At 71.7% G+C, this 17690-nt stretch carries 15 protein-coding genes; 9 read left to right on the forward strand and 6 right to left on the reverse strand.

Annotated elements, in window-relative coordinates; all coding sequences use genetic code 11:
• The first annotated feature begins 40 nt into the window (after positions 1-40).
• From ACQP1P_RS41365 to ACQP1P_RS41390, 6 genes are all read left to right on the forward strand, one after another.
• The gene (locus ACQP1P_RS41365) at positions 41-1699 is read left to right on the forward strand and encodes a CBM96 family carbohydrate-binding protein (RefSeq protein WP_433079863.1); all 1659 of its coding nucleotides are present in this window, start codon (positions 41-43) and stop codon (positions 1697-1699) included.
• A 445-nt stretch (positions 1700-2144) separates the two neighbouring features.
• A complete protein-coding gene (locus tag ACQP1P_RS41370; protein ID WP_433079865.1) occupies positions 2145-3704 on the forward strand; it encodes a S8 family serine peptidase in 1560 nt (519 codons plus the stop codon).
• A gap of 149 nt (positions 3705-3853) precedes the next feature.
• Positions 3854-4555, forward strand: coding sequence for an SRPBCC family protein (locus ACQP1P_RS41375; RefSeq protein ID WP_433079867.1), 702 nt, complete (start codon positions 3854-3856; stop codon positions 4553-4555).
• A gap of 106 nt (positions 4556-4661) precedes the next feature.
• A complete protein-coding gene (locus ACQP1P_RS41380; protein ID WP_350620894.1) occupies positions 4662-5036 on the forward strand; it encodes a response regulator transcription factor in 375 nt (124 codons plus the stop codon).
• Entirely contained in the window at positions 5033-6163 is a 1131-nt protein-coding gene (locus ACQP1P_RS41385) for a HEAT repeat domain-containing protein (RefSeq protein WP_433079869.1), read from the forward strand. Before ACQP1P_RS41380 ends, ACQP1P_RS41385 begins: the two co-directional genes overlap by 4 nt.
• Before the next feature lie 2 nt (positions 6164-6165).
• Positions 6166-7662 carry a glycosyltransferase family 2 protein gene (locus tag ACQP1P_RS41390; protein WP_433079872.1) on the forward strand — a complete coding sequence of 499 codons (1497 nt, stop codon included), beginning with the start codon at positions 6166-6168 and terminating at the stop codon, positions 7660-7662.
• Here the strand turns inward: ACQP1P_RS41390 and ACQP1P_RS41395 are convergent.
• The 4 genes from ACQP1P_RS41395 to ACQP1P_RS41410 all read right to left on the reverse strand — a co-directional run bounded on the left by ACQP1P_RS41395 (position 7622) and on the right by ACQP1P_RS41410 (position 12908).
• Positions 7622-9295 carry an ATP-binding protein gene (locus tag ACQP1P_RS41395; protein ID WP_433079874.1) on the reverse strand — a complete coding sequence of 558 codons (1674 nt, stop codon included), beginning with the start codon at positions 9293-9295 and terminating at the stop codon, positions 7622-7624. The genes ACQP1P_RS41390 and ACQP1P_RS41395 overlap by 41 nt on opposite strands.
• A gap of 104 nt (positions 9296-9399) precedes the next feature.
• Positions 9400-10128 (reverse strand): hydrolase, encoded by a 729-nt coding sequence (locus ACQP1P_RS41400; protein ID WP_433079876.1) that lies wholly within the window; start codon positions 10126-10128, stop codon positions 9400-9402.
• Between the two features lie 150 nt (positions 10129-10278).
• Positions 10279-10986, reverse strand: coding sequence for a response regulator transcription factor (locus ACQP1P_RS41405; protein ID WP_246655778.1), 708 nt, complete (start codon positions 10984-10986; stop codon positions 10279-10281).
• Entirely contained in the window at positions 10983-12908 is a 1926-nt protein-coding gene (locus ACQP1P_RS41410) for a PAS domain-containing sensor histidine kinase (protein WP_433079878.1), read from the reverse strand. The genes ACQP1P_RS41405 and ACQP1P_RS41410 overlap by 4 nt, the downstream gene beginning before the upstream one ends.
• Positions 12909-13022: 114 nt before the next feature.
• On the opposite strand from ACQP1P_RS41410, the gene ACQP1P_RS41415 reads away from it, so the two are divergent.
• Positions 13023-13691, forward strand: coding sequence for a sensor histidine kinase (locus ACQP1P_RS41415; protein WP_433079880.1), 669 nt, complete (start codon positions 13023-13025; stop codon positions 13689-13691).
• 48 nt (positions 13692-13739) lie between these two features.
• Entirely contained in the window at positions 13740-15011 is a 1272-nt protein-coding gene (locus ACQP1P_RS41420; RefSeq protein ID WP_433079881.1) for a sensor histidine kinase, read from the forward strand.
• A gap of 3 nt (positions 15012-15014) precedes the next feature.
• On the opposite strand, the gene ACQP1P_RS41425 is transcribed toward ACQP1P_RS41420, so the two are convergent.
• Positions 15015-15341 carry an MmcQ/YjbR family DNA-binding protein gene (locus tag ACQP1P_RS41425; RefSeq protein ID WP_433079883.1) on the reverse strand — a complete coding sequence of 109 codons (327 nt, stop codon included), beginning with the start codon at positions 15339-15341 and terminating at the stop codon, positions 15015-15017.
• A gap of 175 nt (positions 15342-15516) precedes the next feature.
• Between ACQP1P_RS41425 and ACQP1P_RS41430 the strand changes: the two genes are divergently transcribed.
• Positions 15517-16152: a response regulator transcription factor gene (locus ACQP1P_RS41430; protein ID WP_433079885.1), complete on the forward strand. Its 636-nt coding sequence runs from the start codon at positions 15517-15519 to the stop codon at positions 16150-16152.
• 45 nt (positions 16153-16197) lie between these two features.
• Here ACQP1P_RS41430 and ACQP1P_RS41435 read toward each other — a convergent pair whose 3' ends face one another.
• Positions 16198-17490 carry an RICIN domain-containing protein gene (locus ACQP1P_RS41435; RefSeq protein WP_433079887.1) on the reverse strand — a complete coding sequence of 431 codons (1293 nt, stop codon included), beginning with the start codon at positions 17488-17490 and terminating at the stop codon, positions 16198-16200.
• Between the last annotated feature and the right edge of the window lie 200 nt (positions 17491-17690).

Below are 17690 nucleotides of genomic sequence, written 5' to 3' on the forward strand. Positions count from 1 at the left end.
GGGCTTTGAATAGATGATTCGCCGCCGCACCCGCACATTCATGCCGATCGCCGCGCTTGCGCTCGGTGCCGGATTCGGCACCATGATCCACAGCGGTGCCGCCGCCGCTGCGGAGACGACCGACGTCGTGCGCTCGGGCGCCGCGGAGGACACCTACAGCTCCAGCGCCCGTCCGACGTACACCTTCGGCTCCGCCCCGACGCTCGTCGCGGGCCGCCAGGGTGGCGACACCATGGTCGCGTTCGTGAAGTTCAAGGTCGGCGCGCTCGGGGCCGGCACGGTCAAGGGCGCCAAGGTGACCCTGACCCGCGACTCCAAGAACCTGCCCGGCTCGCTGTCGCTGAGCCGCGTCGCGGACACCGCCTGGACCGAGAAGGCGCTGTCGGCGAAGAACGCCCCGAAGCTCGCGGGTGTCGTCGCCGCCGCGAAGCCGGCCGCCACCGCCGGCGCGGTGACGTTCGACGTGAGCTCGGTGGTCAAGGGCGCCGGGACGTACACCTTCGCCGTCACCTCGAGCGTCGCGAACACCCCGGCGCGCTTCCGCTCGGCCCAGGCCGCGGCGGGCAAGCCCACCCTGGACGTCAGCATCGTCCGCCCGGTCGTGACCAAGCCCGTCGAGGACACCAAGCCGACCGCGCCGGTCACCACCAAGCCGACGACCCCGGTCACCACGCAGCCCACGACGCAGCCGACGACGCCGGTCACCACGCAGCCCACGACCCCGCAGCCGACGACCCCGGTCACCACGCAGCCGGCCGACTGCAAGGTGGACGCCAAGCTGGTCCCCAGCTGCGGCGTGCTGTGGGGCGCGGCGGCGGGCGGCTTCTCCGACGTGCCGCGCGACGAGGCCCTGAAGACCTTCGAGGCCAAGTCCGGCCGCACCTCGACGATTTACCACACGTACCACAAGGGTGACGAGCTCTTCCCGACCAAGGACGAGATCGCCATGACCAACGACCCGGCGCACCCGCGCACCCTGATGCTGAACTGGAAGGTCGGCTACGGCACCACGTGGGCCAAGGTCGCCGCCGGCGCCCAGGACGCGCGCATCGACCGCCTGGCCGCCTACATCAAGGCCAACTTCGGCACCAAGCCGTTCTTCATGGTGCTGCACCACGAGCCGGAGAACGACGTGAACCCCACGGCCGGCTCGGGCCAGACCGCCAAGGACTTCGCGGCCATGTTCCGTCACACCGCGCTGCGCCTCAAGGCCGACGGCGTCACCAACGCCGTGTTCACCGTCGCGTACATGAACTACGAGAAGTGGAACAACACCTCCTGGTGGGGCGACCTGTACCCGGGTGACGACGTCGTGGACTGGGTCGGCGTGGACACGTACAACAACGCCGAGCCGGGCGCGTTCCACTACGGCGACTTCAACTACCTCATGAACCGCACCAACGACCCGAAGTTCCCGGGCTTCTACACCTGGGCCACCACCAAGCACCCGAGCAAGCCGATCATGGTCGCCGAGTGGGGCGTGTACGACTCGTCGAAGACGGTCCAGGGCCGCAACAAGGCCGCCGTGTACGACACCGTGCTGCCCCAGCTCGCCAAGATGCCGCAGATCAAGGGCCTCGTGTACTTCGAGACCGCCAAGGATCAGAGCGGCCACGACATCCGCATGGACGACACCCCGGAGGCGCTCGCCGGCTTCCAGAAGATCGCCGCCGACCCGCGTTTCAACGTGAAGCTCTGAACACCCGGTTCCCCCCGGTGAGTGAAGGCCGTCAGGACGGACAGTCCTGGCGGCCTTCGCCATTTCTGCTCAGGAACGACGGATACCTGTTTCGCAACCGGCGAAACGGCGCGAAGATCCAGCCGCCATTTCTGCTCAAGAACGACGGATACCTGTTTCGCAACCGGCGGCAACCGGCGAAACGGCGCGCAGATCCAGCCGCGACAACCGGCCCGCTACCGGAGGGGTCCCGGGGAGGCCACCCACGGCCCGCAATCTGGTTGCAGCAAGGAAATGCACCACCGAATATGCCGGCTCACCGTAAAGGGATGCAGACATAATGACGAAGAACATCGCCCGTCGCGCTATTACCGGAATCGTCTTCGGCACCGCCGCCGCGGCCGCTACCGCGTTCACCTTCGGCTCCGCCGCCTACGCCGCCCCCGCCCAGGGCACGATCCAGAACGTGGACGCCCCGGGCGCGCTCAAGGACCAGTACATCGTGGTCATGAAGGACGGCAGCACGACGACCTCGGACGCGCTCGCCGGCAAGGTCGGCGGCCGCATCGAGGACCGGTTCGACAGCGCGGTGCGCGGGTTCTCCGGCCGCATGAGCGCCGACGCCGCCCGCCGCCTGGCGGCCGACCCGGCCGTCGCCTACGTGGAGCAGGACCGCCGCGTGCAGATCGAGGCGACGCAGACCTCCGCCACCTGGGGCCTGGACCGCATCGACCAGCAGGCGCTGCCGCTGGACAAGAGCTACACCTACGGCCCGGCGAGCAACGTCACGGCCTACATCATCGACACCGGCGTCCGCCTGACGCAGACCGAGTTCGCCGGCCGGGTGCGCTCCGGCTACGACTTCGTCGACAACGACGCGAACGCGAGCGACTGCCAGGGCCACGGCACCCACGTCGCCGGCACCGTCGGCGGCAAGACCTACGGCGTGGCCAAGGACGTCAAGCTCGTCGCGGTGCGCGTGCTCGACTGCTCCGGCGGCGGGTCGTACTCGCAGATCATCGCCGGCGTCGACTGGGTCACCAAAAACGCGGTGAAGCCGGCCGTGGCGAACATGAGCCTCGGCGGTGCCGCGGGCACGACGCTGGACAACGCGGTGAAGAAGTCGATCGCGTCCGGCGTGACCTACGCGGTCGCCGGCGGCAACGACTCCGCCAACGCCTGCACCAAGTCCCCGGCCCGCCTGCCGGAGGCGATCACCGTCGGCGCGACCGACAGCAACGACACCCGCGCCAGCTTCTCGAACTTCGGCAACTGCCTCGACATCTTCGCGCCGGGCGTGAACATCACCTCCAGCTCGAACTCCTCCGACACCGCCACGCAGAAGATGAGCGGCACCTCGATGGCGACCCCCGAGGTCACCGGCGCGGCCGCGCTCTACCTGGCCGCCCACCCGGCCGCCACCCCGGCGCAGGTCCGTGACGCGCTCGTCGCCGCCGCCACCAACGGCGTCGTGAAGAACGCGGGCAACGGCTCGCCGAACAAGCTGCTCTACACGGGCACCCTCGCCGCCGCGCCGACGACCCCGGTCACCAACCCGACCACGCCGACCACGCCCGCCACCGACCCGACCACGCCGGTCACCAACCCGACGACGCCGACCACGCCGGTCACCACGCCGACCACCCCGAGCACGCCGACCACCCCGAGCACCCCGGCCACCTGCACCCCGGTCACCAGCACCACGCCGGTCGCGATCCCGGACCTCGGCACCGCCTCCAGCAAGCTCGTCGTGGCCAACTGCGCCGGCAACGCGAGCAAGACCGCGACCGTCAAGGTCTCGATCAAGCACGCCGACCGCGGTGACCTGCGCCTCGACCTGATCGCGCCGGACGGCACCGACTACAAGTTCAAGAGCTCGACCTCCGCCGACGACGTGGCCAACATCGAGGCGACCTGGACGATCGACCTGTCCTCGGAGCTGCGCAACGGCACCTGGACGCTGGTCGCCAAGGACGTCTTCAAGGGCGACGCCGGCACGCTCAAGAGCTGGACCCTCACCGTCTGACGCAGCCACACCAATGACAACAGCGCAGCAAGGGCCCTCGCCGAGCCGGCGAGGGCCCCGCTCGCGTAATCCCAAGAATCACCCGCAAAAGGGGCGAATCGGCCGTACGGTGTGGTCAACCATCAGCTCCGACGGCAAGGGGGACCACCATGAGCACCGCCCGAGAATCGATCGAGGTGGCCGTACCGGTGGCAGTGGCCTACGAGCAGCTCGCCCACTTCGAGAACTATCCGCAGTTCATGTCCGGCGTCATGAGCATGGCGCCGATCGACGCGTCCACCGCGCACATGGTGCTCGACATCGGCGGCAACCGGGCCGAGTTCGACGCGCGGATCACCGAGAGCCGCACCGACGAGTTCCTGTGCTGGGAGGCGATGGACGGGCCGCAGGTCATCGAGGCACTGCGCCTGGAGCCCATGGCCGGGGACATGACCCGGATCATCGCCGAGCTGCAGATCGACGCCCGCGAGCTGATGCCGGCCGAGGAGCACGCGGTCGAGGTGCTCAACCGCCGGCTCAAGGCCGACCTCAAGGGCTTCAAGCGGTACTGCGAAGAGCACGTCACCACGGCGAACACCACCGTCACGGCGAACACCGAGAGCCGCAGCGCGAGCACCGGCAGCGCGTCCAGCGCCGCGCGGACCCGCGAGATCAAGCCGTCGCCGGCCGACATGCCCGGCGCCCGGCCCAACCCGGCGTCCGTCGCGCGCGGCATCGCCTCGGCGTCCGGCGTCACGCACGCGGCCAACGAGCGGCCGGCCCAGCCGATGCCGAGCAACGGCAACATCGGCGCGCACCACGCCCCGGAGCGGGCGTCGCGCACGCGGCCCACGCCGCAGCCGCCCATCTGAGCACTCCCGGGTGAGCACTCCAGACCCACGAGGGCGCCGGCCGAAGGGCCGGCGCCCTTTCGCCATATTTCGGATTTGACTCCTATATGCCGCATAAGATCGAGGTATGACCGCGATCCTGGTCGCCGACGACGACATGGACATCCGGGACCTCGTCGCCTTCAAGCTGGAACAGGCGGGCTACGAGGTCGTGGCGGTGGACAACGGCCTCGCGGCGCTCACCGCCGCCACCGAGAACCCGCCGGACCTGGTCGTGCTCGACGTCATGATGCCGGGCATGTCCGGCATCGACGTGTGCCGGCAGCTGCGGCAGGAGCAGGGCACCAAGGCGCTGCCGATCATCCTGCTCACGGCCCGCGCCCAGGAGGGCGACGTCGAGGTCGGCTTCGGCGCCGGCGCGGACGACTACATCGTCAAACCCTTCAGCCCGCGGGAGTTGGTGAGCCGGGTCGAGGCGGTCCTGGCCCGCATGCGCACGTGACCCTCGCCGGCGCCGCCCTGGTGGCGCTGTTCGTCCTGATCTTCGCCGCGCTGGTCTTCGGCGCGCTCATCGTGGCCGGCCGCACGGTCCGGCGCACCCGCGAGGCCCGGCGCGCCCGTCTGGCCAAGCCGGCTCGCCGGCTGCTGCTGGCCATCGCCGCCGGCGACGACGACCCCGAACAGATCGAGGCACTGGTGCGGCTGCCCGACGACGTGTGGCTCGCGGTCGAGTCCAACGCCGTCGCCCTGCTGGGCAAGGTCCGCGGCGAGGCGCACACCGCGCTCGTCGACGTCTTCGAGCGCCGCGGCGCCGCCTGGCGGGCCCGCAGCCGGCTCAAGCGGCGCGACCCGGTGGCCCGGGCGCTCGCCGCCGAGGTGCTGGGCAACCTGGGCCGCAAGGACGCCCTGCTGCCGCTGTGCGAGCTGCTCGGCGACCCCGACGCCGACGTGCGCGTGGTCGCCGCCCGCTCGCTCGGGCGCATCGGCGACGCCGGGGCCACCCAGCCGTTGCTGGCCACCCTGCCCAGCCGCCGCCCGGTGCCCGCGCACGTCGTGGCGACCGCGTTGACCCGCCTCGGTACCGCCGCCCAGGGCGCCCTGCTCGCCGCGCTCGACGATCCCCGGGCGCCCGTGCGGGCCTGCGCCGCCGAGGTCCTCGGGCTGATCGGGGCCGTCGGCGCGACCGTGCGGGTGGAGAGCGCGCTGCGGGCCGATCCGGTCGTCGAGGTCCGCGTCGCCGCCGCGCGCACGCTGGGCCGGCTCGGGACCCGCACGGCCCTCGCGCCCCTGGTCGATGCCCTGCAGCCGCAGCATCCGGCCGTACTGCGCGCCGAAGCCGCCAAGGCGCTGGGCGAGCTCGGCGCGGTGAGCGCGGCCCCGGCCCTGACCGGGCTGCTCGCCGACGCCGAGTACGCCGTCGCCCACAACGCCGCCCGCTCCCTGCTGCGGCTGGGCAACGCCGGCCGGGCCGCCCTCGTGGCCGCCGAGCACCGCGCGCACGTGCGCCCCCGGCACAGCGCCGACCCCGGCGAGGGGCCGGACCCCGAGGTGCTGCTCGGCGCCGCCCACGCCCGCGAGGCCCTGGCCGCCGCGCGGCTCGACGACAAGCGGAAGCAGACGGTGCCCTGATCATGGCTGAGTGGGCCCGGCAGCTGCTGGCCGTGACGGACGTCTGCATCCTCACGTACTTCCTCGTCATCAACAGCAGCTATCTGGTGCTGATCGTGCTGGCCGGCGCCGAGTTCGTGCACCATCTGCGCCGGGTGCCCTTCGCCGGGCACGAGGAGACGTACCGCAGCCCCCTGACCGAGCCCGTGTCGGTCCTCGTGCCCGCGTACAACGAGTCGGCCGGCATCGTGCAGTCGGTCCAGGCGATGCTCGCGCTGCGGTACCCGGTCTTCGAGGTCATCGTCATCGACGACGGCTCGTCCGACGACACCTTCGACCGGCTGCGGGAGGAGTTCGGGCTCGTCGAGGTGCCCCGGGTGGTGCCCGGCGCGACCCCGACCCGCGGCGGCATCATCTCCATCCACGTGCCCGCGGAGCGCCCCGACCCGCTCGTAGTCGTGCGCAAGGAGAACGGCGGCAAGACCGACGCGCTCAACACCGGCATCAACGTGGCCCAGCACCCGCTGGTGTGCATGGTCGACGCGGACTCGATCCTGGACCCGCAGGCGCTGCTCTCGGTGGCCAAGCCGTTCTCCGACGACCCCGTGCGCACCGTCGCCTCCGGCGGGGTCATCCGCGTCGCCAACGGCTGCAGCGTGGTGGCGGGCCGCATCGTCGACGTCCGGATGCCCCGGCGCTGGCTGCCGCGGGTGCAGGTGGTCGAGTACCTGCGCGCGTTCCTGCTCGGACGCACCGGCTGGTCGCGCCTGGGCGGGCTGCTCATCATCTCGGGCGCGTTCGGCATCTTCCGCCGCGAGCTGCTCGTCGAGGTGGGCGGCCTCGCGCACGACTGCATCGGCGAGGACGCCGAGCTCGTGGTGCGGCTGCACAGGCACCTGCGCCGGCAGAAGCGGGACTACCGCATCGTGTTCGTGGCCGAGCCGGTCTCCTGGAGCGAGGCGCCCAGCACGCTGAAGGTGCTGGGCAAGCAGCGCCGCCGCTGGCACCGCGGCATCGCCGAGATCCTCGGCAAGCACAAGGGCATGATCCTGAATCCGCGGTACGGCCGCATCGGCCTCGTCGCGATGCCGTACTACGTGCTGTTCGAGCTGCTGGCCCCGGTGATCGAGCTCGCCGGGGTGATCCTGGTCCCGCTCGGCCTCTGGGCCGGCGCCGTCGACACGCACTTCGCGCTCGTGTTCATCGCCGTGGCCTACGGCTACGCGCTGCTGCTGAACCTCATCGCGCTGACCGTCGAGGAGTACTCGTTCCACCGCTACCACCGGTGGACGGACCTGGTCGCCTCGGTGCTCGCCTCGATCCTCGAGAACGTGGGCTACCGGCAGCTCACCGCCCTGTGGCGGGTCATGGGCATGTGGTCGGCGCTGCGGGGCGGCAAGCACGTGTGGGGCGAGATGACGCGGACCGGCTTCCAGACCGTACAGACGCAGCCCTTCGCCACGGCGGCGCCGGAGCCGGTCAGAGCCAGAGGGGACGCTCGCGCGGAATCCGGATCGTGAAGGTCGTGCCGTGCCCGACCAGGCTGTCCACGGAGATCTCGCCGCCGTGGCCCTCCACGATCGTCTTGGTGATCGCCAGCCCGAGCCCCGCGCCCTGCACCGCCTCCCGCACCGCGAAGGTGCCGCGGAAGAAGCGCGTGAACAGCTGCGGCTGCTCGTCGGCGTCGATGCCCACGCCGTTGTCGCGGACCTTGATCTCCACCTGGTCGCCGTCGACGCGGGCGGTCAGCTCGATCAGCCCGCCGTCCGGGGTGAAGTTCACGCCGTTGACGAGCAGGTTGACCAGCGCCCGCTGCAGCTGCTCGGGGTCGGCCTCGACGGTGCCGAGCCGCCCCTCCACGGCGAGCACGAGCCGGTGGCCGCGCCGCTTGGCCCGCGGCTCGACGGCCGCGCAGGCGCCCGCGAGCACCGCGTGCAGGTCGGTCTCGCGCAGCTCGAGGTCGAAGACGCCGGCCTCCACCCGGGAGATGGTGAGCAGGTCCTCGATGAGCGCGCGCAGCCGGTCGCAGTTGCGGCCGATGACGCCGAGCATGCGCGACTGCGCCGGGTTGAGCGGGCCGGCGTCGCCGGACGTGAGCACCTCGAGGTGGCCGATGACGTTGGTCAGCGGGGTGCGGAACTCGTGCGACACCGTGGCCACGAAGTCGCTCTTGGCCACGTCGAGCTCGCGCAGCCGGGAGACGGCCTCGCGCTCGTGCTCGTAGGCGTGGCGCAGCGCGTCCTCGGTGCGCTTGCGGTCGGTGATGTCGTGCACGAACGCGTTGAACGTCCAGCCCATCATCGGGTCCCGCACCGCCCAGACGGCGAGCTCGACCGGGAACTCGTAGCCGTTGGCGTGCCAGCCGGTGATCTCGATGCGGTTGTCGAGGACCCGCCTCTCCCCCGTCGTCAGGAAGCGCCCGACGCCGAGGTGGTGGGCCTCGCGGTACTGCGGCGGCACGATGGTGTCGGCCAGCCGCCGGCCGATCGCCTCCTCCTTGGACAGGCCGAACACCTTCTCCGCGGCGGCGTTCCAGGAGGTGATCATGCCGCCCTCGTCCATGGCCACGAAGGCCTCGACGCAGCTGTCGAGGATGCGCTCGAGGCGCTGGGAGCCGAACAGCAGCGCCTGGCGGGCGGCCATGCGGTCGGCGACCCGGCCAAGCTGGATGCCGACGTCGGCCATGATCTCCAGCAGCCCCGCGTCCGGCTCGACCGGCTCGCGGGTGAAGAACTCCAGCACCGCGGCGACGATCCCGCGCCCGGTGATGGGGAAGGCGATGGCGGAGCCGACCCCGTCGACGGCCGGCCGCACCCGCGTCGGCTCGGCGGTCAGGTCGGCGACCCACTGCGGGCGGCCGGTCTTGGCGGCGCGCCCGATGATGCCGGCTCCCAGCGGGAAGCGCACGTCCTCGCTGGCCTTGCGCAACTCGGCGAACTCCCCCGGCACGTCCTCGTGCCACACGTCGGTGGAGACGAAGACCCGGCGGTCGCGCTCGTCCGGCAGGCACAGGTGCCCCACCGGCCAGCCGGTCGCCGCGCACACCGCATTGATGACCGGGAGCCCGGCGTCGCGGATGTCGTCGGCTTCGTTCGCGATCCGCGTCGCCTCCTGCAGGAGGGAGACGAGGACGAGTTCGCGATCCTTCGGCACACTCTGATCCTAAATGCCGGACCCGCCCCCATCAGCCGGTTTCCAGCGATCGACGGCGGGCCCGTTCACCCTGCTCAGCTGCGGTTCTGTGCAGCCGTTTCGGCTCAGGCGGCCGCCGTCGCGGGCACGATGCCGGCGGCGATCTCACGCACGTAGCGGTAGCCGCCCACCTCGCTGGCGCGCACCGCGTCGCTGGCCGCCACGAGCCGCACGCCGGCGTCGGCGCACGCCTGCACCAGCCGCGGCCCGGGCAGCCGGTGCCGCTCGCTGATCTCCACCACGGTGCCGTTGACCCGGCAGGCCTCGACCAGCTCGGCGAGGGCCGAGTCCGGCACCGCGGCCTCCTCGATCCCGGCGCGGGTCAGGAAGTCCAGCGGGCGGGCCAGGCGCGTCGGCGCGTAGCGCGACACCCGCTCGACGGCCAGCCCGGTGACGGTGACGACCTGGTCGATGATGTCCAGCGCCCGCATCGCGCCGGCGTCGATCTGCGTGCGCACGGCGTCGGGGCTGAGCAGCCCGGCCGGCAGCGGCAGCCGGTTGAGCCCGACCGAGATGACCTCGAGCCCGCTGAGGTCGGACGGGAAGGCGAGCCACCCGTCGATGCCGATCGCCTCCACCTCGACCCCGCGGCGCAGCGTCACGTCGGTGCGCTGCTGGGCCCGCTGGATCGAGGAGAGGTACGGCGGCAGCCAGCTCGTGTCCGGCCCCACCCGGTCGGCGAAGGTCAGCTCCGTGAGCCCGGCCTGCTCGGCCGCGGCGACGAGCACGGAGACGCTGTCGCGTCCGGACGAGAACGCGGTGTGGACGTGACCGTCGGCGGAGAGGTCGATCATCAGGCACTCATTTCGTGGACGAGTCGGGGCGGGACCATTTCAGGTTCGCCCGGGCCGGTCGCCGCGATCGTTCCCGCCGGGGTGCGGCTCGGTTCGCCGCGTGAGCCGCACCCGGTATGCCCTGGCAATTGCTGACAAATCGCCCGACGTCTACTCGGCCCGGTCCATCACGGGGCGGCGGTAGCGGTACCCGAACCCGCGCACGGACTCGATCGGCGACGCGTCCGGGTCGGTCCAGCCGAGCTTGCGCCGCAGCCGCAGCACCGCGAACTTCACCCGCTCCGGGCCGATGCCCGTCGGGTCGTCCCAGGCCTGGGCGAGCAGCTGGTTGGGCGACAGCACCGCACCGGCGTGCCGGACGAGCACGTTGAGCAGCCGGAACTCGGTCGGCGTCAGGCGCACCTCGTCGCCGGCCACGAAGGTGCGCCGGGCGGCGGGGTCGATGCGCAGGACGCCGTCGTCGTACACCTCGTCGGCCCATGACGCCGGCCCGGCGCTGCGGCGCAGCAGGGCCTCGACCCGCGCGACGAGCTCGGCGTTGGTGAAGGGCTTGGTGAGGTAGTCGTCGGCGCCGCCGCGCAGGCCGCGGACCTTGTCGGACTCCTGGCCGTGCGCGGTGAGCAGCAGCACCGGCACGTCACTGACGTCGCGCAGCCGCTCCAGGACCTGCCAGCCGTCCATCCCCGGCAGGCCGATGTCGAGGATCACCAACTCCGGGCGCTCGGTGTACGCGTCCCGCAGGCCGGTCCGGCCGTCCTTGGCGTGCGCGACCTGATGGCCCGCCCGCGTCAGGAGCAGGCGCAGTGCCATGGCGATATCCGGATCGTCCTCGACGACGAGAAGTCGGCTCACGATCATCCCCCATTTCGTGCCGGTCGCGTGGGCAACGACAGCGTGACCGTCGTGCCGACCCCTTCAGTGCTGGCGACGCTGATGCTGCCGCCGTGTAACTCGACGATGGCCCGGCTGACGACCAGCCCGAGTCCCGTGCCGGGCATGACCTGCCGCCCGACCGCCGCGGTCACGTTGGAACCGCGGAAGAACGCGCTGAACAGCCGCGGCAGGTCCGCGGCCGGGATGCCCACCCCGGAGTCGGCGACGCAGACGGTCCAGCCCTCGCCGTCCCCGCCGGGCCAGGCCTTCACCGTGACGCGGCCCCCGCTGGGCGTGAACTTCACGGCGTTGCTGACCAGGTTGTCCACGACCTGGTGCACGCGGGTGTCGTCGCAGACGAGGTCCGGGCCCTCCTCGCACTCGAGCACCAGGTCGACGCCGGACGCGCGGGCCGCGGGGATCCGCTCGGTGACGGCGACGCCGAGCAGCTCCGGCAGCCGGGTGGGCGTCGGCTTGAGCTGCAGCGTGCGCGCCTCCAGGCGGGACAGCAGCAGCAGGTCCTCGATGAGGCGCAGCAGGCGGTTGGCGTTGCGGTCGATGACGGAGAGGTACGTCTGCTGGTCCTCCGACAGCTCCCCGCTCGTGCTGTCGCCGAGCAGGTGCGAGAACGCGACCACGGACGACAGGGGCCCGCGCAGCTCGTGGGAGACGCTGGCGATGAACTCGTTGTTGAGCGCGGTCGCCTCCACCAGCGCCTGGTTGCGCTCCTCCAGGCCCCGGCTGCGCTCCTCCAGGCCGCGGCGCATGGCCACGCGGGCGGTGACGTCGCGCAGGTGGATGAGCGTGCCGCCGTCGGTACCGCCCGGGCCCGCCGGACCCGTGACCGGCACGAGATCCAGCTCCAGCACCCGCCCGTCCTCGAACGCGAGCTCCTCGCCGACCACGGCGCGGCGCGCGCGGAAGCCGGCGCGCAGCCGGTCGACGCGGGCCGCGGACGGGCCGAGCCGGGCGATGGTGCGCGCGATGACCTGGGACCAGTCCAATGGCTCGGCGTCGTCCGGGTCGTGCTCCGGGCTCACGTCGAGCACACCGGTGTCCAGCAGCCGGTGTGCGGCCCGGTTGGCCAGGCTCACGTTGCCCTCGTCGTCGAGCATGAGCAGCCCGTCGTCCATCGTCTCGACCAGCCGGGCCAGCCGCTGCTGCTCGATGCGCACGGTGCGCTCGGTGTCGCGCTGGGCGGTGACGTCGAGGCCGAAGAAGACCACGACGCCGACGTCGGTGTCCTCGACGAAGCTGCGCGCGCCGACCTCGATGGTGCGGAAGCGCCCGGTGACGGTGCACACCCGCAGGTCCACCGCGTGCTCGGGGGTGCGCCCGGCGCAGCAGGCCAGGAACAGGCCCACGGCGGCGGGGCGGTCGTCGGGGTGCACGATGTCGAGCAGCCGGAACTCGGGCGGGTGGTGCCGGTCGTAGCCGAGCACCGTGGTGAACGACTCCGACAGCGCGCTCCAGCCGCGGGCCGGGTCCACGACCAGGATCATCGCGCGGGCGCCGGCGGTGATCGCCCAGGCCAGCGGCGAGCCGTGCATCGGCGGCGGCGCCACCGCGCGGCAGGGCCGGGCGAGCGCGCGGTCGGCGGCGGCGGCGATCTCGGCGGCCGCGGGGAGCAGCTCGGCGCGGGCGGGCGCGGCGCTGAACTCGACCCGCAGCTCCTGGCCCCACTGCGCGGGCCCGACCGGCAGCCGCTCCAGCAGGTCGAGCTCGCCGAGGACCGGCAGCACCGCCGGGACGATGTCGGCGGAGCGCACACCGGAGAAGCCGCGGAACTCGGACACGAGCCGCTGCGCGTCCACCACGGTGGCCGCGTTCGCCGCACGCACCACCAGATCGACCACCGCACCCTCGATGAGTCCGGTGTCGACCAGGCGGTCGGTCTCTCCTCGCAAAGCACTCCTCGCCGGCAGTGCACGCGACATGCGTCGCTTACTGTCGGTACACACATATCCTACGCAATGTAATGACATGTCCTGTAACGTTTCCGGAGGACCGAGCGGGTGCTGATGGACGACCAACCGGCCGGCGACGAACCGGCCACCGACCTCGCCCAGCTGCGCACGGAGTTCATCCGGGTCGCCTCGCACGAGCTGCGCACCCCGCTGACCTCGATCATCACGTTCGCCACGCTGCTCGAGTCGTCCGACGACGCGCTGCCGCTCACCGCCGAGGACCGTCGGTCCGCGATCGGCGTGATCCGGCGCAACGCCGAGCACATGCAGGTCATCGTGGCCGACCTGCTCCTGCTCAGCAGCCTGGAGACGGCCGAGGCGCCGCTGGACCGGGCCCCGTTGCCGGTCCGCGAGCTGCTGGATTTCCCGGGTGTACCGCTGCGCTGCGCCGAAGGCCCGGACCTCCTCGGCGATCGCGTGCTGCTGCGCGAGCTGTTCCACACCGCCGTGCAGATCGTGACCCTCATGGGCGCGGCCGAGATCGAGGCCTCGTGCGCCGGCGGGCGCTGGTGCGTGGTCGTGTCGGCGGCGACGAGCGCCGCGCTGACCCCCGAGCGGCTGCTGTCCATGCGCATCCCGCACCCCGAGCAGCCCGACGAGCACCGCACCGGCGCCCTGGCCCTCATGCTCGGCCGCGAGATCGCCGCGCGGCACGGCGGCAGCATGGTCACGTCGGTCGACCGGCCGGGAGTCACCGTCCGGATCTCCCTTCCCACCCGCTGACCCCGCGTTCGCGACCGGCTGCAACTTTGCCCGCCTATGGTCGGGCCCATGGGCACCTCCGCGTTCATCAAGCCGAAGGCGTTCCCGGTCCCGGACGACGAGCCGGAGCGGCTCAAGTCCCTGGCCGGCTACGGCATCGTCGGCGGCCCGCCGCTGCCCGACCTGCCCTCGGTGGTGGAGCTGGCGGCGTACGTCTGCGGCGTGCCCAACGCGGTGGTGAACATCATCTCGGCGTCCCAGCAGATCCAGATGGCCGCGTTCGGCTTCGAGGCGAGCGCGTGCTCCCGCGAGGACTCCATGTGCGCGATCAGCATGGTCGAGCCCGAGACGGTGGTCGTGCGCGACGCGACGCAGGACCCGCGCTTCGCCGACAGCCCGTTCGTCACCGGCGAGATCGACGACGTGCGCTTCTACGCCTCGGCCCAGCTGCGCGACCGCGACGGGCACGTGCTGGGCACGCTGTGCGTGTTCGACAGCGAGCCGCACGACCTCAGCGCCAAGCAGCGCGAGGGCCTCGACAAGCTGGCCAGGATGGTCATGGACGTGATGGAGCTGCACCGGCACGGCCAGATGCTCGAGCAGGCCCTGGACAAGGTGCACCGCACGAGCCGCGAGCTGCAGCGCTCCAACTCCTCGCTGCAGCACTTCGCCGGCCAGGTCAGCCACGACCTCAAGAACCCGCTCACCGGCGTGCTCGGCTTCGTGGCGATGCTCTCCGAGATCCCGGCGGTCGCCGCCGACCCCGACGGCAAGCGCTGCGTCGACCGGGCGCTGTCCTCGGCGACGCGGATGTGGCGCATGATCGAGGACGTCCTGTCGCACGCCTCCCTCGGCGGCCGGCCGTCGTTCACCGACGTGTCGCTCGAGGCGATCGCCCGCCAGGTGGTCGAGGACGTCGGCACCGCGATCGCCGCCTCCCGGGCCGAGGTCGAGGTCGGCCCGCTGCCCACCGTCGTCGGCGACGCCACCCAGCTGCGCGTGCTGATCCAGAACATGGTGAGCAACTCGCTGAAGTTCCGCGACCGCGACCGCGACTGCCGCATCTCGATCACCGCCGACGAGTCGGAGACGGGCTGGACGCTGAACATCGCCGACAACGGCCTCGGCATCGCGGCGCAGGACCGCCCGCGGGTGCTGGAGATGTTCACCCGGCTGCGCACCGACGTCGAGGGCTCCGGCATCGGCCTGGCGACCTGCCAGCGCATCGTCGAGGCGCACGACGCCACGCTCGTCATCGACGAGACCCCGGGCGGCGGCACCACGATGCGCATCACCCTGCCCAAGCCGGCCGACCAGGTGCGCCTCGCGCTCGTCAGCTGAGGCTCAGCCGGCGCGCTCGTAGGCCGAGTCGATCCGCTCCTCCACGTCCTGCCAGTCGGGATCGGTGAGCACGACGCCCACCCAGCCCCGGTGTCCGACGTAGGGCGGCCGGAAGTACGTCCGCGGATCCTGCTCGATGAGCAGCTCCTGCACGCCCTCGGGCGCGGCGCACCACAGGTGCGGGAACCGGTTCTGGTGATGCCCGTCCGGCCAGACCTGGACGAAGGCCCGCTTCCCGCGCTTGAACAGCGGCGTGCCGTGGCTGACGTGCTCGGTCACGCCCGCCAGCGCGAGGCACAGCGCACGAACGCGTGTCACCACGTCGGACATGCGAATCAGCCTAGTTGAGGACGAGTGTCGGCCGGTGTCCGATTGTCCGGCGTTGCAGCACGGGTGCCGACGAGCGCAGCTGCAGTGCAGCCCCTAGCTGCACCGATGCTCCCGCTGCGACGCTGGTCGGGCAACGTCAACCGCCCAGGCCACACCCTCGCTTAGGAGCCCCTTGATGACGATCCGACTGGTCGCCGTCGACGAACACGTCCTTCTCCGTCTCGGTCTCAACCGGGTCGTGGCCACGGTTCCCGACATCACCCTCGTCGGCGAGGCCGGCAGCGCGGCCGAGGCCGAGCGCGTCGTGGCCGAGACGGCCGCGAACGTCGTGACGATCGACGCCTCGCTCGCCGACACCGACGGCATCTCCCTGGCCCGCCGGCTGCGCGCCGCGAGCCCCGACCTCGGCGTGGTGCTGCTCAGCGCGGTCAGCGACGACAACCTGCTGTACCGGGCGCTGGACGCCGGCCTCTCGGCGTACGTCACCAAGGCCGCCCCGATCCCGTCGGTCCTCGCCGCGATCCGCCACGCCGCGGTCGCCCCGCACTCGTTCACCGCGCCGGGGCTGTCCTCCGCGCTGTCGCGCCGCCGGGGCCAGTCCGGCCTGCTCAGCCAGCGCGAGCAGGAGGTGCTGTCGCTGATGCGCGACGGGCTCTCGCTGCCCACGATCGCCCAGCGCCTGGCCGTGTCCGAGGCGACCGTGAAGACCTACGTGTCGCGCCTCTACAGCAAGCTGCGCGTGAACAACCGCTCGCAGGCGCTGATGGCCGCCGTCAACCAGGGCCTGCTGGTCTCCGCCGACGCCGCCTGAACGTGACGGCCCGGCTCCTCCCCCTGGAGCCGGGCCGTCATCGCGTCACGCGGGAATCGTGACCCGCTGGGCGTTGGTGGCGTTGCAGTCCCAGATCTGCAACTGGGTGCCGTCGGCGGTGCTGCTGTTCGGGTCGTCGAGGCAGCGGCCCGAAGCCGGGTTGCGCAGCGCCTGCGTGCCGGAGACGTACGTCCACTGCTGGGCGCCCGTACCGTTGCAGTCCCACAGCTGCAGCTTCGTGCCGTTGCCGGTGCCGGCCGACGTGACGTCGAGGCACTTGCCGAGCGCCCGCACGGTGCCGTCGCCCGGAAGGGTCCACTGCTGGGCGCCCGTACCGTTGCAGCCCCAGACCTGGACCTTCGTGCCGTTGGCCGTGCCCGAGTTGTTCACGTCCACGCACTTGCCGAGCTGCACGAGCGTCACCGGGCCCGTCTTCGACCCCCCGCCCGACCCGCCGGTGGTGAGCAGGAACCGGTTGTTGGCCGTGTTCCAGTGCGTGGCCAGGTAGGACCCGGCCGGCGGGTTGGTGTTGAAGTAGTCGTCCTTGTTGCAGTCCAGCCGGTTGTCCTGGGCCTGGTCGGCGCACACGACCCGCAGCACCGTGCCCGGCCCGTCGTTGTAGCACATGATGTCGTAGTCATCCGTGCAGTGCCCGTAGGCGGTGTGGTTCGGCGAACTGCTCATCACCGCACCCATCGCGTGCGTCAGCTCGTGCGCCGCCGGCCCCGAACCCCAGCACCCGGAGTCCACCCGGCTGAAACTCGCCCCCGAGTTGTTGTAATTGTCCTGCCCGGGCCGGTCGTCCAAAGTCACGTACGCCACACCGCACAGGGCCGTGGCGTCGACGTACATGAGGTACTTGCGGTCGGCGCGGTTGTACCCCTGCGCCTTGATCGCGTTGACGGAGTTGCCGAAGTCCGACAGCGACCCGTTGTCGATGGCCACGTCGGTGACCGAGATGTTGCACGAGCCGTCGGTCACGAACCGGATGTGCCGCACCCCGCCGGTCTGCGCCGCGCTGGCACTGTAGATGTCGTCCACACCCTGCGTCCAGGTCCGGATCGAGGCCACATACTGGCCGTACCGATCCGCGTTGCCCGAACCATGCACGTAGAGCACCTGCACCCGGTTACCGGACTGCCCGTCACCGTCACACACGACGCCCGCCGCGGCCGCGGCCCGCGCCGCACTCCCCGACTCCGCGAGCGGCGCCACGGACCGCGTGACATCCGTGCCCGCGAACGCCGCGTCCGGCCCGTGCGTACACGCCCCCGCCACGTTCTTGAGCTCGAACAACCCCTTACAGCGCCCCGTACCGACCTTGAACCCGTCATACACGAGACCCCGCGCACGGTCATTCGCCGGAATCGTCGGGTCCGGCGGCCCCTGCCGCTGCTGCTGCGCCCACGCGGGCACCGTACCGATACCGACGAGCAGCAAAGCCCCCGCCACAATGGCGAGCACTCCGGGCCGCGGCCTGAACTGCAATCGAAACATGGGCATCTCCCGCTGGCGGACGGGTCAGGAACGCCCAGTGT

Source organism: Dactylosporangium sp. CA-052675, from assembly GCF_050947935.1.
GTDB lineage: Bacteria > Actinomycetota > Actinomycetes > Mycobacteriales > Micromonosporaceae > Dactylosporangium.